Here is a 17,339-nt window from a genome sequence, read left to right on the forward strand (position 1 = left end):
TCGCAAGAGATGCGATGGATGTCTGATGATTTGTAGTCATAAATTTAAGTCCCCACTTGTTTCTAAGTGGGGACTAAATTAAGGCTTATAGGATGAATTCAGAAGGTGTGTTCAGCGGACGCTTACGGTTGTTCAGCGGGCTGTTCTGTATTGATGGCAGCTGCAACACGTGCTTCTAAATATGCAGGAACTGAATTTACTTGAAGATGTTGGGTGTGGATTGGTTCTGCCAAACTTTCAGCATGCGCTTGCGGGGTGCTGCTTGCAAGTTGGCTATGAATTTCTGTGTGTAAAGTGGTAGATGATGCCTCTGGCGCTTGTTGCAGCAAAATCTCAGCCGTTTGCTCTTGGTGTTGCAAAGTGTCTTGCTCAAGCGCAGCAGGGGCAATCAGGTGCATATCTAATAGCTGTTCAATCAATTCAGGTGGTGCAAGACGTTGCTTGAACTGATCTCCGAGTAAATCAAAATCTTCAGTACCAATCAGTACCAATAAACGACGTTGACGTGCATTTAAATCACGTGTGCGCTGTTGTAATGCATCTAGACCGAGTTGAGTTTTTTGATAATTAAACATGAGCCTTAATTTATTTCCCCAATAAATTAAGGCAAAGCATAGACTTTGAAAATTACAATAATATGAATAATTTATGACAGGTAAATGCAATAAGATTCACTTGAAACATTTATAAAGTCAAAATACTGGTATTTTCGAGCGCCTTGCGTAAGTAAGGATCTAAATCTTCTTGTCTTAATAACCATTGCACATAATCGGCAGGAAGGTCAGCAATTGCCGTACCACGATGTTTACCAAAATTGATAATTTGTGGAATACGTGCTTCTTCTGAGGCAGTGTAGAGTTCTTCAATACTTTGAATTTGTAATTGATGAACTTCGTGCATCAAAATATTGGCCGTTAAAATAATATCCATATCGGCACGATGCGCTTTTTTAATCATATCACGCGCTTTTTCGCTGCCTTTGGTAATCATATAAATTAAAGCTGAAATATTGTGTGCTTCAGCATTCGGCCATACACGACGTGCAAGTGCTAAAGTGCAAATGGCTTTAATTTTAGAAGTATCCACACCACATTTTTCTAAAGCGCGAATATCGTAATCAATATTATGCCCAATAATATAGGTGGTTTCGGCAGGTAATTCGAAACTACTGTAATGCGGTTGATCAATTAAATCTGATTCTAAAATATGATGTACCGCCATCGCTGCGAATGAAATTGGCTCATCGACTTGATATAACTGATCGAAAATTTGACTTTTATCTAGACTGATTTTGCCATCTTGAATTTGAATGGGGGCGTAGGCAATCTCAATGGGTTGTCCATTTAAAGTATGGGTTTCAGTGTCGAGAATAATTGCCTGCATGTCCTGATTCGCTTGCGTCATTCAATAAAAATGCAATCTAACATTAGCCGCTGCGTATGACAAATTGAATTGAAATTTAATAGGCACTTGTATATGTGATCAATTTACTGATTTTTACCGTAAGTGTTTAATTTTAAATAAAATACACTTGCATATTAATTGTTGAAATCTTGCCTGATACGATAAAAAAGCGTACAAATAAAGATTGCGAAGGATGCAATTAATAAGAATATGAAGACAAGGGTAAGCAAATGAAAAAAATATGGTTAAGCGTGGCTTTGGCCAGCAGCAGTTTGTTTTTAACCGCCTGTAATGATGATCATGACGATACGAGTGTTGTGGTTGTTGAGGATGGTATTCCGAAATATAATTTTAGTGCCTCAGTCGTGAAAACAGAGCTTTATCGGGATCAGGGTGAAAATGCGAATAATCTTTTAAATGCAGTGAGTTCATCTAAAACATTGATGACATATAAAATGTTAGGTGTAAATGGACGGGAAACTCAAGCAACTGCACTTGTTTTTACCCCTCAAACAGTTAAACCTACGGGCGGATGGCCACTTGTAGTTTGGGCACATGGCACAACAGGCGTGGCAGATGCGTGTGCACCAAGTCGTCAAGGTTTAAATGGAAATGAGTACTTCATTGCTAAACTATTGGCAGCAGGTTATGCCGTTGTTGCACCCGACTACGAAGGTTTAGGCGAACCGAGTGGTAAAGAATTACATCCATTCTTGAATTTAAAAAGTGCAGCTTATTCGATTACAGATGCTGTTGTCGCTGCAAGCAAGCTTTTGGGTAATACTGCAGAAACGCGATGGAGTGTAGTTGGACATTCACAGGGTGGACATGCGGCTTTAGGTGCAGCACAGTATGCATCGCGGGCGCAGTTAAATTATAAGGGTGCCATAGCTATCGCACCTGCATCAAATTTAGCGTTGGTATTGGCGGGTGGTGAACAAAAAGCGGCTCAAGAGCCAGATGTAATAAAGAAAGCACAGACACTTGTGCCACTAGATACGTTTACTGCTCTAATTGCTGCGGGGCTAAGAAATACTGCTCCAACCTTGCAATATTCTGAAATATTTGTGTGACCAACAGATCAACTTGCTGCTCAGGCAGAGTCTATCTGTTATGAGGCATTAGGTGAGAGTATGGCTCAGTCAATGCTAACGCATGTAAAGACGTATGGAACATTGGATGGTTATCCACGTACTCAACCAAATTTCATGACGACCATCCCTGAAGTTAAAGATTTCTTAACCAATGATTCACAGCCATTAAAAGTGAAAATCAGTACGCCTATATTTATTTATCAAGGAACGGCTGACCCAACTGTACCGAAACAAGTCACGGATTACTTGGTTCAGTCAGCTCAAGGGATGGGAACTAAAATTCATTACGTCACTGATCAGGATTTACCTGTAGAGCAAAAATGGAACCATGGTACTGTGTATGTGAATAATATGGATGAGATTGTCAAAGATGTTCAATCACTAATGCCTATTCAATAAGTTGTTGAATTACGATAAAGATTGATTTGACCTAAAATAGCTCGTGTTTTATCTGAAACATGAGCTATTTTTATGTAAAACTGAGCAAAGTTCATTCTCTCAGTTCACAAACTTTATGCTACAATACGCGCCAATCTTAGCACGGCTTAAAAGCCCTAAATTAATAGGACCTCGCTAATGTTTGCCAATATTTCTATTGCCGAATTTGATCCAGAATTAGCTCAAGCGATCACCAATGAAGATGCGCGCCAAGAAGCTCATATTGAGTTAATTGCTTCTGAAAACTACTGCTCACCTGCAGTAATGGAAGCTCAAGGTTCAAAACTTACCAATAAATATGCAGAAGGCTACCCAGGCAAACGCTACTACGGCGGTTGCGAATACGTAGATATTATTGAACAATTGGCGATTGACCGTGCTAAAGAACTCTTTGGTGCAGATTATGCTAACGTTCAACCACACGCTGGTTCACAAGCAAACTCTGCAGTTTACTTAGCTTTACTTAACCCAGGCGACACTGTGTTAGGTATGAGCTTGGCACATGGTGGTCACTTGACTCATGGTGCAAAAGTAAGCTTCTCAGGTAAAACATATAACGCTATCCAATATGGTTTAAACCCAGAAACTGGCGAAATTGATTACGAAGAAGTTGAGCGTTTAGCGCTTGAACACAAACCACGCATGATTGTTGCGGGTTTCTCTGCGTATAGCCAAATTGTAGATTGGCAGCGTTTCCGCGACATCGCAGACAAAGTTGGTGCTTATTTATTTGTAGATATGGCACACGTAGCAGGTCTAGTGGCTGCTGGTGTATATCCGAACCCTGTGCAAATTGCTGACGTAACGACTACTACTACACACAAAACATTGCGTGGTCCACGTTCTGGTCTAATTCTTGCGAAAGCAAACGAAGAGATCGAGAAAAAATTACAATCTGCTGTGTTCCCTGGTAACCAAGGTGGTCCATTGGTACACGCAGTTGCAGCAAAAGCAATTTGTTTTAAAGAAGCAATGGCGCCTGAATACAAAGCGTATCAACAACAAGTTGTTAAAAATGCGCAAGCGATGGCTGAAGTTCTTATTGAACGTGGTTATGATGTAGTATCTGGTGGTACGAAAAACCACTTGTTCTTGCTTTCTTTAATCAAGCAAGATATTACAGGTAAAGATGCAGATGCATGGTTAGGTGCTGCGCACATTACTGTAAACAAAAACTCTGTACCGAACGATCCACGTTCTCCATTTGTAACTTCTGGTATCCGTATCGGTACTCCAGCGGTAACTACACGTGGTTTTGGTGAAGCAGAAGTACGTGATCTTGCAGGTTGGATTGCAGACATTCTTGACAGCAAAGGTGACGAAGCTGTAATTAATACTGTAAAAGCAAAAGTTGAAGCTGTTTGCGCGAAATTCCCAGTTTACGCAAAATAAGCACAGCCTTGAGAAAAGCCCCTCAAGGGGGCTTTTTTTATGGATGTAAAAAATTGATTTTTCGTTCAATAAGCTGAATTTCTGTTATAACTTAAGCGTATTGAATATGATTGTAGGCAAGCTGATGATGACAGTATTGTCGGAATGACAGGAATAAAAGTAAATGATTAGACCAAAGATTATTATTTCAGAACAAGATTTGCACCGTTTGGAAACGATGCTTGAGCATCAACCTAAATTGACGCCAACGATGCAACATCTAGAAGATGAATTGGCACGTGCTGAAGTGGTTGCGCCACAAGATGTACCGAATAATGTGGTGAGCATGAATGCCCGCGCATTGATTACCATTGCACCTGCAAAAGAACCGACTGAAATTACCTTGGTTTATCCGCATGACTTTAAAGGTGAGAAAGGGCAGGTGAATGTGGTTGCACCTGTCGGGACTGCCATTTTAGGTTTAGCTGAAGGTCAGGAAATTGAATGGCCACAGCCCGATGGTCATATGATGAAAGTCAAAATTGAGAAGATTTTGTATCAGCCAGAGCGTGAAGGCGATTATTTATAATCTGTTTATCATCCTGCGTTAGGAACATTGAAAGCCATGTTGATCATGGCTTTTTTATCAAATGGAGCGTAAAACTCTGTCCTTCAAGTCAGAGATATAAGCGACACGACATAAAGTGTCGTTTGATTTAACTAAGGACTATTTTCCTTGAGTTTTGATTGTTAATATAAGTACATGAAAACCCTTAAATTACGTATAAAAGACAAACATTGCAAGGTGTTAGACCAACTAGCATCAGAAGTGAACTTCGTCTGGAATTATGTCAATGATTTAGGGTTTAGGCATTTGAAGCGGAAAGGTGAATTTCTCTCTGCTTTTGATATTGCCAAATATACGAAAGGCACATCCAAAGAATGTAATTTACATAGTCAAACCATTCAGGCTGTAACTGAAGAATTAGTCACCCGAAGAAAGCAATTTAAAAAGGCAAAGCTGAAATGGCGTGTCAGCAATAAAAAATCAGCAAGGCGCTCTTTGGGATGGGTTCCCTTTAAAAAGGTGGCTATCAAATATGCCAATGGATATGTCCAGTATGGAAAACACCAATTTAAGCTTTGGGATAGCTACGGTTTAAGCAAATACACGTTAAAAACAGGTTCATTTGTAGAGGATAGCCGTGGGCGTTGGTATGTATGTCTTGTTGTTGAATCGCCTAAGCAAGATAAATCGACAGCAACCAAAGCGATTGGTATTGATCTAGGCTTAAAAGATATTGCCACCTGTTCTGATGGCACTGTAATTTCAAATCCAAAATTCTATCGAAAATATGAGCAGAAATTATGTATTGCTCAGAGAGCCAGGAATAAGAAGCGTGTTCGTGCATTACACGCCAAGATTGCAAATAGTCGAAAAGATCATTTGCATAAAGCAAGCACCAAGCTTGTGAATGAAAATGCATTGATTATTGTAGGTGACTTGAGTGCTAAAAAATTAGTAAAAACCAAAATGGCAAAATCTGTTTTGGATACAGGATTTTCGGCACTAAAAACAATGCTCAAGTATAAATGCGAGAACGCAGGCGTATTGTTTGAAGAAGTCCAAGAAGCCTATACCACCCAAATCTGTTCGTGCTGCGGTGAGATCACCTCAAGTAGTCCCAAAGGTAGGACAGATCTTGGAATAAGAGAATGGGAGTGCATGAGCTGTGGTACAGCTCATGATCGAGATATAAACTCAGCTCTAAACATTCTTGCGCTTGGGCATAAGCGTCTAGCTGTAGGAATCACCCTCTTTTAAGGGGGTGAGGATGTCAAGCACTGGTGTTTTGAATCAGGCATCTTGTGACTGATGTTATGCGAATCTATAAAAAAGCATTTAAGCAGATCGAAATAAAAAATTGCAAAATATTACATGACCTTAGCCGAAAAACACGTACTATAAAATCATGTAAAGAGGGTTGTGATGGTCTATGGCTCAGTTTGAAGTGTTACTGCCTTTGCAAGAGATTACGGTGGATCGTGCAGAGCTTTTGGCGATTCAACGCAATGATTTAGTTCCGTTGTTGAATGATCAATATCGTCTAAATCATTATGCAGATCAGGTGATTCAAGCGCAGTCAGTTTTATTGGATGGGGTGGATCCACATTTAACTCAGCAATTGAGTGTGACCATTGAGCAGTTGATTCAGGCGCTTGGCAAATCTAAAAAAGTGTTAAAGCAACGTAAGTTTAATGCACTACAAAAGTGGCTAGGCATAGATTTGGAATATGGCGCGGGGCAAGTGCAATATTATAAAAACCTAGATCATTTATTAGGACAAGCAGATCGTTTAAGCCAAAAGCTGCAAATCGAAATTCAGAAATCACAATCACGTTTTCAGCAGTTGGTTGGTTTGCGTGAGCAAATGGCGAAATACATTCAAGCTGCCGATGAGTTTTTAGTGGAATATCCACGATTTGTGCGCAATCAGCATCCTTTGGATAATTTTAGCGAACGACTGGCCAAGAAAATTTATAGTTTAAAGACTTTGCAAAGTAGTAATGATATTGCGATTACTCAAATGCAACTTTCACAGCAACTCTCTTTTAGTTTGTTAGATCGCTTTAAAGAAGCGCAGCAGGTACTCATTCCTGCATGGCAATATCATGTCAAACAAAGTCAGCAAAGTGGCTCACACAGTCAGCTAGAAAAGCTGGATCAAAGTCGTGAGCATTTAATTAAGACATTAAGAAAATCCTTAGAAAAACCTGCGCAATCATAAGGCATGGTTTTGATTAGATAGAGGCGAAATATGACAACTTCTGAACAACGCAACGTCGCTGTGCAAGTGAGTGATGAACAGACTCAGCAACAATTTCAGCAACTCAATTTGCAGGAAATTGGCTTACAGCCTGATGACTTTCAGGAGGTGCTGGCTGCGCGTAAAGAATTAAGCGATCTTAGCCATCATTCGGTTGCAGAATATGGCAAAAATATCGCCACTAAAACGTCAAGTTATACCGATGAGCTTTTAGGTTTGGTGCAAAATAAGGATTTGGATGTCACAGGGCAAAAGCTGAATCAGGTGGTGCAGGTTGCACAGCAGTTAAATACCAACAGTATTTTAAATCCAAACAAAAGCAGTGGCTTTTTGGGTGGTTTATTCAATAAGTTAAAAGGCGCTAAACAAAGTTTTGATCAAAACTTTAACAGCACCAAAGCGCAAATTGATAGTCTGGTCACAGAAATTGAAAGCTCACAAAATGGTTTAAAAAACCGTGTAGATACACTGGATAAAATGTTTCATGGTGTGCAAGATGAATATAAACAATTGGGGATTTATATTGCAGCAGGTAAGTTAAAACAGCAGGAAATTCAGCAGCAAATTTCTGAATTTTCCGCGCAGCCGCAGGATCAGACCACGACTCAAAAAATTTATGATCTCAATCATCTTGCTAATAATTTAGAAAAGCGGGTGAGTGATTTGCAGGTGTTGCAACAATCTGCCATGCAAACTTTGCCGATGATTCGGATTATCCAGTCCAATAATTTAATGTTGGTCGATAAATTTTATGCGATTAAAAACATTACCTTACCTGCGTGGAAAAACCAGATTAGTTTGGCGATTTCTTTAAATGAGCAGAAAAACAGTGTGCAACTGGCCAACAGTATTGATGATGCCACCAATGAATTGCTGCGCCGTAATGCAGATTTATTGCATCAAAACTCGGTTGATACTGCCAAAGCCAATCAGCGTTCGGTGATTGATATTGAAACCCTTGAACACGTACAAAATACCCTCATTAAAACAGTGAACGATGTGATCCAGGTACAAAAAGAAGGCATGCAAAAACGTGCAGAAGCGACTACGCGTTTGCGAGCCTTACAGGAGAATCTGAATCAATTGGTGATTGGTTCAAGTCAACAGTCTGGTCAATAAATGCATTTTGACAATGACTTCATTTAATCTGAAATTTACCTGATAAGGAGTCGGATTTGCCCCCACTTGATGAATATGCCATTCAGCCACAGCAGCTAAAAACAGGTGTTGTGGCATTACAGCAGCGTCAAAAAAAGCTCAGTTTTTTGGCTGTGCTGTCTATGACGGTGGTGCTTATATCGGCAATTGGCTTTTTTATTCAGCAAGATGTGATTTATAGCTTCTTTGGTTTAAGCACTGAAGTTCAGCAATTACACATGCCTGCAAGTATCGATGCGACTTTGGCAAATTTAGGGCAGCAACCTGATTATTTTTTCAGTTTGTTGAACTGGTTGGGTTGGTTGATTTTAAAACTGTCGGTGTCATTTATTGGTGCATTCGTTCTAGTTCATCTACTCAAGAAAATTCGTTTTTTTTATATTCGCTTTCAGTCCTTTGTCTTGAAATTTGTAGCTTGGTTGCTGAGTTTTATTTTACTTTGGTCGGCATTGAGTTATGTTCAGCATGACCGACAAGATGATACGCAGCAGGTATATGCCAAAATTGTGCATTATGAAAAGCACATTCAAGAAAGTGAATTGGCGCGTTATTTACAAAATGCAGAAATGGCAGCGCCTGTTAAAGCCTATTTGTTGGCGCAAACGGCATTGATGCATCATCCCGCAGATAAAGATGCAGCCATTCCGCAAGTGTTGACCTTGGTCAAAGCAGAGCAGCAAGATCCGCAATTTTTACATTATGGATTTAAACCTGAACAATTATGGACGATGCAGCAGCAAGTTTATGGCAAAGCTTTAACGCCTATGGCGCAAAGCGTACATAAGCAAGTGCAGCAAGCACAGCAATTAAATACGCTGGTTTATTATATGAATCTCGCGGTTATGGCGCTTATGTTAATACTGTCTGCGGTACTCTGGTTTTTATCGCGACATTTACAGCAGCGTATTCTGCGGATTCAACAACAACTTGAATAAAAAATGATTAGGCTCAATTGCTTAAGGCAGACATTCAGTTTTTATGTTAATGTCTAAATTGAATAGCTTTAGGTATTTTAAATGAAATAGTAAGCTTGAAACTCACTATCATTTAAAAAAACGATCATAAATATAAAAATAAACCGTTTCCCCTATGTAACTATTTTTCGTAAGATGACATCAACAAATAAATTTACTCCCTTGGAGACGTTAGCCATGTTAGACCAAAATACTTCTACACAACTTAAAACTTTATTAGAACGTCTTGAAAGCCCAATCGAGCTTGTCGCGACTTTAGATGGTTCTGATAAATCTGCCAAAATTAAAGAATTGGTTGAAGAAATTGCAGCACTTTCGCCACAAGTTACTGCACGTTTTGACGGTAACAACGCACGTGCACCAAGTTTTGGGATTGCAAAAGTAGGTGAGCAACCGCGCGTATTCTTCGCAGGTTTACCAATGGGGCACGAGTTCACTTCATTAATTTTGGCTTTATTGCAAACTTCTGGTTATGCACCAAAAGTATCGGATGAAGTATTAACGCAAATCAAAGAATTGAATCTTTCATCTCACTTTGATGTGTTTGTATCGTTGAGCTGCCACAACTGTCCAGATGTAGTACAAGCTTTGAACCTCATTGCGATTTACAACCCTGGCACAACAGCAACCATGATTGATGGTGCATTCTTCCAAGAAGAAGTTGAGCAGCGCAAAATTATGGCTGTGCCGATGGTATTCCAAGATGGCAACCACATTGGTCAAGGTCGTATGACTTTGGAAGAAATTGTAGCTAAATTAGATACAGATTCTGCGAGCAAAGATGCAGCGAAACTGAATGCCAAAGAGGCGTTTGATGTCTTGGTAATTGGTGGCGGCCCTGCAGGGAATACATCTGCAATCTATGCAGCACGTAAAGGTATTCGTACAGGTATTGTGGCTGAGCGGATGGGCGGTCAGGTGATGGATACCATGGATATTGAAAACTTCACTTCTATCCAAAAAACACAAGGTCCAAAGTTTGCGGCAGAAATGGAAGCGCATGTGCGTGAATACGATGTCGATATTATGAATCTACAAAAAGTATCTGCCATTAAAGGTGCTGATGAAACTGCCAATGGTTTGGTCGAAGTGACTTTGGAAAATGGCGCAACACTTGAATCGAAAACGGTGATCTTGTCTACAGGTGCACGTTGGAGAGAGATGAATGTACCTGGTGAAGCAGAATACCGTACCCGCGGCGTGGCATACTGCCCACACTGTGATGGCCCGTTGTTTAAAGGCAAACGTGTTGCAGTGATTGGTGGTGGTAACTCAGGTGTAGAAGCAGCGATTGACCTTGCAGGGATTGTAGAGCATGTGATTTTGGTAGAGTTTGATACTAAATTACGTGCAGACCAAGTCTTGCAAAACAAATTGAACAGCTTGCCAAATACTACTGTAATTACCAATGCATTATCGACTGAAGTAATTGGTGATGGCGCACAAGTGACTGCGTTGAAATATAAAGACCGTGCGACAGATGTTGAGCATACTGTTGAACTTGCAGGAATTTTCGTACAAATTGGTTTATTACCAAATACGGACTTCTTAAAAGAGTCAAAAGTAGAGCTGACGAATCGTGGTGAGATTGTGATAAATGAGCGCAATGAAACCAATGTAAAAGGTGTATTTGCGGCAGGTGACTGTACAACTGTACCGTACAAGCAAATCATCATTGCAACAGGTGAAGGCGCGAAAGCATCACTTTCAGCATTTGATTACATCATCCGTTCAGGTCAATAAGTCTGAACGAATACATCTGAATACGCGGATTAACCATCCTTAAATTGTATTCGCTAAAAAGATAGCGCCTGAGTTCCCCAATACTCAGGCGCTATGTTCAGTAAAGTGCGTTATCGCACAGTATTAAAAGTTTATTTATTCTATTTTTGGTTTTAAGAACTGAGTCGGCTAACAACTCAGTTCTTTTTTTATTTTTAACATCCAGTTTGATTTACAGCAGTTAGATTCATTTCAGTCTAATTAGCCTTATTATTTTGTCCAAATAAATTCAACTGATTAAACTTTTCCTGTAGCTGCTCTTTGGTTTCGACATGCTCAGGATGCGGAATAATACATTCAATTGGGCAGACTGAAACGCAGGTTTGATAGTCATAAAACCCAACACATTCTGTGCAACGCGCCACATCAATTTCATATACCTTCTCGCCCTCATAAATTGCTTCATTCGGGCATTCGGGTAAGCACATATCGCAATTGATGCATTGGTCGGTAATCAGGAGTGCCATCGCAATACTCGCTTAGTTTATTGCCACTTAGTTGGCTTGATAAGCCAACGATGAGGCAGAAATATCTGCAGTCGAATTTGGTAAGTTGCGAATCAGCAGGGCATAACGCATATCGACATCTGCAGGTATAGGGATTTCTACAATATGCCCTGAACCTTTGGCATCTTCAATCAGATTGCCTTTTTTATCTTTAATTTCAGTTAAAGTGAAATAGATATTGCCTTGTGGCGTCATCAATTCTAGAGAATCGCCCACTACAAAACGGTTTTTTACATCAATTTTAATGTAGTCACCATTACGTTCTAAGACTTCACCACAAAATTGCTGATGATCAAAACTTGATGAACCTGTTTCGTAGTTTTGGTATTCGCTGTGCACATGGCGACGCAAGAAACCTTCGGTATAACCACGGTTGGCTAAGCCTTCTAATTGGGTCATTAAGGCAGGATCAAATGGTTTGCCTGCAAGTGCATCATCAATGGCTTTACGGTAAATTTGTGCAGTACGTGCGCAGTAGAAATAAGATTTGGTGCGACCTTCAATTTTTAGTGAATGGATGCCCATTTTAGTTAAACGGTCAACGTGCTGCACTGCACGTAAATCTTTAGAATTCATAAAGTAAGTGCCGTGTTCATCTTCTTCGGCAGCAAACATATCTTCGTCATTACGTTGTAATAACACAGGCTCGTTAAATTGATGCTGTGCCTGCATGTGTTGTTCATCTGCATCGGCAGTTTCAGAAAGATTTTTGACAGGAATTACGTCACCTGTTTCATCTTCTTTTGCATCGTGAATTTTATATTCCCAACGGCAGGCATTGGTACATGCGCCTTGGTTGGCATCACGTTTATTCATATAGCCTGAAAGCATGCAACGACCTGAATAGGCCATGCACAGCGCACCATGCACAAATACTTCAATTTCCATGCCAGGCACGTTGTTTTTAATTTCTTCAATTTCATCAATCGACAATTCACGCGAAAGAATGACACGGGTTAAACCCATATTTTGCCAGAATTTCACCGTTGCCCAGTTCACTGCATTGGCTTGTACCGATAAATGTACAGGCATATCGGGGAAGTTTTCACGCACCATCATAATCAGACCAGGGTCAGACATGATCAGTGCATCGGGTTGCATAGCAACCACTGGCTCTAGGTCACGAATAAAGTTTTTGAGTTTGCTGTTATGCGGCTGGATGTTCACCACCACATAAAACTTTTTGCCTAATTCATGCGCTTCTTGAATACCAATTGCCAAATTGTCATGATCAAATTCGTTATTACGCACGCGCAAACTATAACGCGGCTGACCTGCATAGACTGCATCTGCACCATAAGCAAAGGCATAGCGCATGTTTTTTAAAGAACCAGCAGGAGAGAGAAGTTCGGTGACGTGGGAAATGGTCATGATCAAAAAGCAATAGCAGAAATATGGCTTTATTGTATGAATCTAAATTTAGGATTCAACCTAGTAAATAGCTCGGGATTCAGAAGAAAACTCGTGCTGCTTGGGAAGGGAGATAAAAATTCAATCAGTGGTTTTGCAAGGTCGTTTTGATCTGAAATTAGAAAGCATGTTTTATCCATCACATGGAGAGCATCTGTTGTAAATGATCTTGATATAGAAAGTTCCTCATCCTGAGCCATACAGAATCTAAGAGAAGGGACTTTCATACCAATTTGACTCATTGCCTATAATCAATTTCTGATGGATAAAAGCGTGTTAACGTACTCGTTGCCCATGTTCATCAATCACCACCTCACCATCTTCTTTGCTGAAGCTTTTTAGTTGTGGTTGAGTGAGCAAGTCTAAGACCAGTTCAGAAGGGCGGCACAATTTCACACCTAACTCGGTCACGACAAATGGACGATTAATTAAAATCGGATGCTCGACCATCAATGCAATTAATTCCGCATCGCTGTGTGAGCTACCTTCAAGTTGCAACTGTTCGTATGGTTCTACATTTTTGCGGATTGCATCGCGCACGCTTAAACCTGCTTGTTGAATCATGCTAGTAAGTTCAGCTTGTGTAGGTGGGGTTTTTAAATATTCAATAATTTCAGGTTCTTGTCCTGTATTACGAATTAATTCTAAAGTATTGCGTGACGTTCCACAGGCAGGGTTATGAAAAATTTTGATGGTGTTGCTCATGCGTAGTGACTCGTTTTAGGTCGATAAAATTTCAATATTGCATTTATATATGGATATGCGTATATTCGCAATAGTTAATATTGAAGTGCAGATAAAAAATGAATCAAACTGATTTTTTTAAATGTTTGTCAGACCCAACCCGACTGGACATTCTGAAATTGGTGATGGCTCAACACAATATTTGTGTATGCGAATTGACAGAACAATTGCAGTTAAATCAACCGAAAATATCACGTCATTTGGCGTTGTTACGGAATTTATCTATTTTGCTAGATCAACGTCAGGGGCAGTGGGTGTATTACCGTTTGAACCCAGATTTACCCGAATGGGCGTTTGCTGTTTTAAATATTATCGCGCAGCAAGATGTCAGCCCGATGACGCACATCAACCCTACAATTGCAACACATTGCGAGTAAGCACATGGCACAGTCCAAACTTTCTTTTTTAGATCGTAATCTGACCTTATGGATTTTTATTGCCATGGGGCTAGGTGTTGCGATTGGCGTGGTATTTCCTGCAGTATCGGCAAGCTTAGATCAAATGAGTGTGGGAACAGTCAATCTTCCCATTGCGATTGGTTTGATTTTGATGATGTATCCACCATTGGCAAAAGTCGATTACGTAGCTTTGCCAGAAGTGTTTAAAGACCGCCGAACCTTGTTGTTGTCTTTGGTACAAAACTGGTTGATTGCTCCGTGTTTGATGTTCGCTTTGGCGATTATTTTCTTGCAAAACTATCCTGAATATATGACAGGTTTGATTTTAATTGGTCTGGCACGCTGTATCGCGATGGTCTTGGTCTGGAACAACTTGGCTTGTGGTGATAACCAATACGTGGCTGCATTAGTTGCGTTTAACAGTATTTTTCAGATTGTATTCTTTAGTACTTATGCATGGCTGTTTCTGAGTTTCTTGCCGCCGTATTTTGGCGTGGCAGGACAAGTGATTGATGTTGGTTTTTGGACAATCACCCAAGCTGTTTTAATCTATTTGGGTATTCCTTTTTTGATGGGCTTTTTAACACGCTTGATTTTAGTGAAAAGCAAAGGCTTAGATTGGTATCAAACGTCTTTTTTACCCAAAATTAGCCCATTTAGTCTGTTGGCATTGCTATTTACCATTGTGGCGATGTTCGCACTAAAAGGCGCAGAAGTACTGAGCTTGCCGATGGATGTTTTACGCATTTCCATTCCATTGATTATTTACTTCGTTGCCATGTTCTTTATTAGCTTCTTTATGAGCAAATGGATGGGCAATGATTATCCACGGACGACCGCCATTTCCTTTACCGCAGCAGGGAATAATTTTGAATTAGCACTTGCTGTTGCCATTGCAACGTTTGGCTTGGCTTCTCCCGTTGCATTTACCACGATTATTGGCCCTTTGGTTGAAGTGCCTGTGTTGATTGCTTTGGTGAGTGTGTCTTTATGGCTGCGTAAAAAGTTTTATCAAAATGAGTCGATTGTCAGTTCAAAGTAATTTTCTTCATTTTGAGGTTTAAGATAAAAACATGGGCATGCGTTGCCCATTTTAGTTTTAAGAGTATGCAGCATGGTATTACCCAATATTGATTTAGATTTATTGCCTACACCAAGTTTTGAACAGGTGCAGGCAAAGCCGTTGAACCATCCGCCACGTATTTTATTGATGTACGGTTCAAACCGTGAGCGTTCTTATAGTCGTTTGGCGGTACAGGAAGCGGGCAGAATTTTGGAGCACTTTGGCGCTGAGGTAAAAATTTTCCATCCCAAAGGTTTGCCTTTACCTGAAGATGGCGATGCTTCACATCCCAAAGTTCAAGAGCTGCATGAATTGTTGGCGTGGGCAGAAGGTATGGTTTGGTGTAGCCCAGAACGTCATGGTTCAATGAGTTCGATTTTCAAAGCACAAATTGACTGGATTCCGCTTGCCGCGGGCGCAATTCGTGCCACACAAGGTAAAACGCTTGCTTTAATGCAAGTGTGTGGCGGGTCGCAGTCATTTAACAGCGTCAATCAATTGCGTATTTTAGGACGTTGGATGCGGATGATCACCATTCCCAATCAGTCTTCTATTCCTAAAGCCTTTTTAGAGTTTGAGGAAGATGGCCGCATGAAAGCGTCTAGCTATTACGACCGTATTGTCGATGTGATGGAAGAGTTATATAAATTTACTTTGCTGACTCGCGGGCAAGCAGCATATTTGGTAGATCGTTATTCTGAACGTGTGGAAACTGCCGAGCAGCTATCGAAGCGTGTTAATCAGAAGTGTTTATAATCCAATTTTAGATACGTAAATACTGCATTACAAAAGGCTTAGAGAGCGATTATTCGGCTTCAAGTCGCTTTAAAATCTGACAATCATCAATGGTTGTTTGCGTGGTGCAGGCTTGTCTAAGTTGCTGAAGTTGTAGCTGAAAATGCTGCAACTCGGCAATTTTATCTTCTACATGCCTTAAATGTTCATCAATCAATTCATTCACAGCGCAGCAGTTTTGTTTCGGCTGTTTTTCTAATTCAATTAAGGCTTCAATTTCTTTTAAGTTCATATCTAAAGCACGGCAACGCTTAATAAAAATCAAACGCTTGAGTGCCTCATCGTTGTAATAGCGATAATTATTTTCGGCACGAAAGCTTGGGGTGAGTAAGTGTTTCTTTTCATAAAAACGAATTGTATCTGTGCTGACTCCAACTTTTTTAGCTAATTCATGAATTAAATATTGTGCCATACTTGACCTTGGACTAAGTCTATAGTTTTAAATGAGCATAATCGAAACAGTTTCATTTTGAAAGAAGGTGTGTCTATGGCATGTACGTGTAGTCATGAACCTGCGCCAATCAAACCGAATAGTAAATTTAGAACCGCGTTATGGATTGCATTGGTGATCAATCTCAGCATGTTTTTTATCGAGTTGATAGGTGGTGCCTATGCCCATTCATCATCCCTATGGGCAGATTCACTGGATTTCTTTGGAGATGCTGTCAATTACGGGATTTCACTTGCGGTGTTAAGTGCAAGTTTGTATTGGCGTGCTACTGTGGCTTTGGTCAAAGGCATCACGATGGCCTTGTTTGGTGTGGTGGTGATGGGCAAGGTTATCTATGCCTATATACAGGGTATTCCACCTGAAGCCATAACCATGGGTATTATTGGGATCATCGCCTTATTAGCCAATGTGGTTACTGCATTGATTTTATATGCATTTCGAGATGGTGATTCGAATATGAAATCGGTGTGGTTATGTAGCCGTAATGATGCGATTGGTAATTTCGCAGTTATTTTGGCGGCAGTGGGTGTATTTGGTACGGGTAGTTTGATTCCAGATCTTGTGGTAGCCGTGATTATGGCGAGTTTGGGCTTAACAGCGGGGTATCATGTGATTCAGCAAGCTTTGGCTGAACGAAGAATGAATGTACCAGAATAAAGAATAAACGTAAAAAGCACTCCATCTGATTTGAGTGATTTAGATGGAGTGCTTTTAATTTTTTGTAGTCGCAATAATTTTAAAATTTGAAGTAAAAATAACGATAAGTTATTCCAAATTGCTATTTACAAAAAACAATATATAACCCCAGTTACGGATAAGCCAAAGATTTAATCACATGAATTTTAGGCTTATTCTTTTGGCAAAGTTGATACGCACATAGTGAAGAAAATACGCCTGCTAAAAAACCAGCAATCGAACGATGT

17 protein-coding genes and 2 pseudogenes are annotated in these 17,339 nt (G+C 40.1%); 12 read left to right on the forward strand and 7 right to left on the reverse strand.

Annotation, left to right across the window (positions count from 1 at the left end; all coding sequences use genetic code 11):
- Nucleotides 1-122: 122 nt before the first annotated feature.
- Together ACEO2X_RS10780 and ACEO2X_RS10785 are read right to left on the reverse strand one after the other, a co-directional pair.
- Nucleotides 123-575 carry a hypothetical protein gene (locus ACEO2X_RS10780; RefSeq protein ID WP_371972021.1) on the reverse strand — a complete coding sequence of 151 codons (453 nt, stop codon included), beginning with the start codon at nucleotides 573-575 and terminating at the stop codon, nucleotides 123-125.
- Nucleotides 576-684: 109 nt separating this feature from the next.
- The gene (locus ACEO2X_RS10785; protein ID WP_026438378.1) at nucleotides 685-1,383 is read right to left on the reverse strand and encodes an exonuclease domain-containing protein; all 699 of its coding nucleotides are present in this window, start codon (nucleotides 1,381-1,383) and stop codon (nucleotides 685-687) included.
- 251 nt (nucleotides 1,384-1,634) lie between these two features.
- Here ACEO2X_RS10785 and ACEO2X_RS10790 point away from each other — a divergent pair.
- The 8 genes and pseudogenes from ACEO2X_RS10790 to ahpF all read left to right on the forward strand — a co-directional run bounded on the left by ACEO2X_RS10790 (nucleotide 1,635) and on the right by ahpF (nucleotide 11,010).
- Nucleotides 1,635-2,897: pseudogene (locus ACEO2X_RS10790) on the forward strand (alpha/beta fold hydrolase).
- A 177-nt stretch (nucleotides 2,898-3,074) separates the two neighbouring features.
- Entirely contained in the window at nucleotides 3,075-4,328 is a 1,254-nt protein-coding gene (gene glyA, locus ACEO2X_RS10795; protein ID WP_019836649.1) for a serine hydroxymethyltransferase, read from the forward strand.
- A gap of 163 nt (nucleotides 4,329-4,491) precedes the next feature.
- The gene (gene rnk / locus ACEO2X_RS10800; protein ID WP_004972920.1) at nucleotides 4,492-4,896 is read left to right on the forward strand and encodes a nucleoside diphosphate kinase regulator; all 405 of its coding nucleotides are present in this window, start codon (nucleotides 4,492-4,494) and stop codon (nucleotides 4,894-4,896) included.
- 174 nt (nucleotides 4,897-5,070) lie between these two features.
- A complete protein-coding gene (locus ACEO2X_RS10805; protein WP_371972022.1) occupies nucleotides 5,071-6,132 on the forward strand; it encodes an RNA-guided endonuclease InsQ/TnpB family protein in 1,062 nt (353 codons plus the stop codon).
- Nucleotides 6,133-6,304: 172 nt separating this feature from the next.
- Nucleotides 6,305-7,096: a hypothetical protein gene (locus ACEO2X_RS10810; RefSeq protein ID WP_004972923.1), complete on the forward strand. Its 792-nt coding sequence runs from the start codon at nucleotides 6,305-6,307 to the stop codon at nucleotides 7,094-7,096.
- Between the two features lie 30 nt (nucleotides 7,097-7,126).
- Entirely contained in the window at nucleotides 7,127-8,254 is a 1,128-nt protein-coding gene (locus ACEO2X_RS10815) for a toxic anion resistance protein (protein WP_104852204.1), read from the forward strand.
- 56 nt (nucleotides 8,255-8,310) lie between these two features.
- On the forward strand, nucleotides 8,311-9,228 hold the full coding sequence (locus ACEO2X_RS10820; RefSeq protein WP_371972023.1) for a hypothetical protein: 918 nt from the start codon (nucleotides 8,311-8,313) through the stop codon (nucleotides 9,226-9,228).
- Between the two features lie 216 nt (nucleotides 9,229-9,444).
- A complete protein-coding gene (gene ahpF, locus ACEO2X_RS10825; protein ID WP_371972024.1) occupies nucleotides 9,445-11,010 on the forward strand; it encodes an alkyl hydroperoxide reductase subunit F in 1,566 nt (521 codons plus the stop codon).
- Between the two features lie 236 nt (nucleotides 11,011-11,246).
- Here the strand turns inward: ahpF and ACEO2X_RS10830 are convergent, their stop codons facing one another.
- The 3 genes from ACEO2X_RS10830 to arsC all read right to left on the reverse strand — a co-directional run bounded on the left by ACEO2X_RS10830 (nucleotide 11,247) and on the right by arsC (nucleotide 13,670).
- A complete protein-coding gene (locus ACEO2X_RS10830; protein WP_004972931.1) occupies nucleotides 11,247-11,516 on the reverse strand; it encodes a YfhL family 4Fe-4S dicluster ferredoxin in 270 nt (89 codons plus the stop codon).
- Between the two features lie 27 nt (nucleotides 11,517-11,543).
- Nucleotides 11,544-12,926: a tRNA 5-hydroxyuridine modification protein YegQ gene (gene yegQ / locus ACEO2X_RS10835; RefSeq protein WP_136144203.1), complete on the reverse strand. Its 1,383-nt coding sequence runs from the start codon at nucleotides 12,924-12,926 to the stop codon at nucleotides 11,544-11,546.
- Nucleotides 12,927-13,241: 315 nt separating this feature from the next.
- Nucleotides 13,242-13,670 (reverse strand): arsenate reductase (glutaredoxin), encoded by a 429-nt coding sequence (gene arsC / locus ACEO2X_RS10840; RefSeq protein WP_180060924.1) that lies wholly within the window; start codon nucleotides 13,668-13,670, stop codon nucleotides 13,242-13,244.
- 98 nt (nucleotides 13,671-13,768) lie between these two features.
- On the opposite strand from arsC, the gene ACEO2X_RS10845 reads away from it, so the two are divergent.
- The 3 genes from ACEO2X_RS10845 (at nucleotide 13,769) to arsH (ending at nucleotide 15,926) form a co-directional block, all read left to right on the forward strand.
- On the forward strand, nucleotides 13,769-14,086 hold the full coding sequence (locus tag ACEO2X_RS10845; protein ID WP_004972936.1) for a metalloregulator ArsR/SmtB family transcription factor: 318 nt from the start codon (nucleotides 13,769-13,771) through the stop codon (nucleotides 14,084-14,086).
- 4 nt (nucleotides 14,087-14,090) lie between these two features.
- Nucleotides 14,091-15,149, forward strand: a complete 1,059-nt coding sequence (gene arsB / locus ACEO2X_RS10850; RefSeq protein WP_371972025.1) for an ACR3 family arsenite efflux transporter — start codon at nucleotides 14,091-14,093, stop codon at nucleotides 15,147-15,149.
- Between the two features lie 72 nt (nucleotides 15,150-15,221).
- On the forward strand, nucleotides 15,222-15,926 hold the full coding sequence (arsH, locus tag ACEO2X_RS10855; protein WP_004972939.1) for an arsenical resistance protein ArsH: 705 nt from the start codon (nucleotides 15,222-15,224) through the stop codon (nucleotides 15,924-15,926).
- A gap of 49 nt (nucleotides 15,927-15,975) precedes the next feature.
- Here the strand turns inward: arsH and cadR are convergent, their stop codons facing one another.
- Nucleotides 15,976-16,377 carry a Cd(II)/Pb(II)-responsive transcriptional regulator gene (gene cadR / locus ACEO2X_RS10860; protein WP_004972941.1) on the reverse strand — a complete coding sequence of 134 codons (402 nt, stop codon included), beginning with the start codon at nucleotides 16,375-16,377 and terminating at the stop codon, nucleotides 15,976-15,978.
- A 75-nt stretch (nucleotides 16,378-16,452) separates the two neighbouring features.
- Between cadR and ACEO2X_RS10865 the strand changes: the two genes are divergently transcribed.
- Nucleotides 16,453-17,073, forward strand: a complete 621-nt coding sequence (locus ACEO2X_RS10865) for a cation transporter (RefSeq protein ID WP_096901843.1) — start codon at nucleotides 16,453-16,455, stop codon at nucleotides 17,071-17,073.
- A gap of 151 nt (nucleotides 17,074-17,224) precedes the next feature.
- On the opposite strand, the pseudogene ACEO2X_RS10870 reads toward ACEO2X_RS10865, so the two are convergent.
- A pseudogene (locus ACEO2X_RS10870) lies at nucleotides 17,225-17,339 on the reverse strand (IS982 family transposase); the annotation flags it as partial.

Origin of the sequence: Acinetobacter sp. AL9, assembly GCF_041464035.1 — a bacterium.
In the GTDB taxonomy this organism is placed as follows: Bacteria; Pseudomonadota; Gammaproteobacteria; order Pseudomonadales; family Moraxellaceae; genus Acinetobacter; species Acinetobacter towneri.

Excerpts from the sequence above, each read along its gene's own strand:
- ACEO2X_RS10780 (WP_371972021.1), bottom strand. The coding sequence starts at position 575 with ATGTTTAATTATCAAAAAACTCAACTCGGTCTAGATGCATTACAACAG.
- ACEO2X_RS10785 (WP_026438378.1), bottom strand. The coding sequence starts at position 1,383 with ATGCAGGCAATTATTCTCGACACTGAAACCCATACTTTAAATGGACAA.
- glyA (WP_019836649.1), top strand. The coding sequence starts at position 3,075 with ATGTTTGCCAATATTTCTATTGCCGAATTTGATCCAGAATTAGCTCAA.
- rnk (WP_004972920.1), top strand. The coding sequence starts at position 4,492 with ATGATTAGACCAAAGATTATTATTTCAGAACAAGATTTGCACCGTTTG.
- ACEO2X_RS10805 (WP_371972022.1), top strand. The coding sequence starts at position 5,071 with ATGAAAACCCTTAAATTACGTATAAAAGACAAACATTGCAAGGTGTTA.
- ACEO2X_RS10810 (WP_004972923.1), top strand. The coding sequence starts at position 6,305 with ATGGCTCAGTTTGAAGTGTTACTGCCTTTGCAAGAGATTACGGTGGAT.
- ACEO2X_RS10815 (WP_104852204.1), top strand. The coding sequence starts at position 7,127 with ATGACAACTTCTGAACAACGCAACGTCGCTGTGCAAGTGAGTGATGAA.
- ahpF (WP_371972024.1), top strand. The coding sequence starts at position 9,445 with ATGTTAGACCAAAATACTTCTACACAACTTAAAACTTTATTAGAACGT.
- ACEO2X_RS10830 (WP_004972931.1), bottom strand. The coding sequence starts at position 11,516 with ATGGCACTCCTGATTACCGACCAATGCATCAATTGCGATATGTGCTTA.
- yegQ (WP_136144203.1), bottom strand. The coding sequence starts at position 12,926 with ATGACCATTTCCCACGTCACCGAACTTCTCTCTCCTGCTGGTTCTTTA.
- arsC (WP_180060924.1), bottom strand. The coding sequence starts at position 13,670 with ATGAGCAACACCATCAAAATTTTTCATAACCCTGCCTGTGGAACGTCA.
- ACEO2X_RS10845 (WP_004972936.1), top strand. The coding sequence starts at position 13,769 with ATGAATCAAACTGATTTTTTTAAATGTTTGTCAGACCCAACCCGACTG.
- arsB (WP_371972025.1), top strand. The coding sequence starts at position 14,091 with ATGGCACAGTCCAAACTTTCTTTTTTAGATCGTAATCTGACCTTATGG.
- arsH (WP_004972939.1), top strand. The coding sequence starts at position 15,222 with ATGGTATTACCCAATATTGATTTAGATTTATTGCCTACACCAAGTTTT.
- cadR (WP_004972941.1), bottom strand. The coding sequence starts at position 16,377 with ATGGCACAATATTTAATTCATGAATTAGCTAAAAAAGTTGGAGTCAGC.
- ACEO2X_RS10865 (WP_096901843.1), top strand. The coding sequence starts at position 16,453 with ATGGCATGTACGTGTAGTCATGAACCTGCGCCAATCAAACCGAATAGT.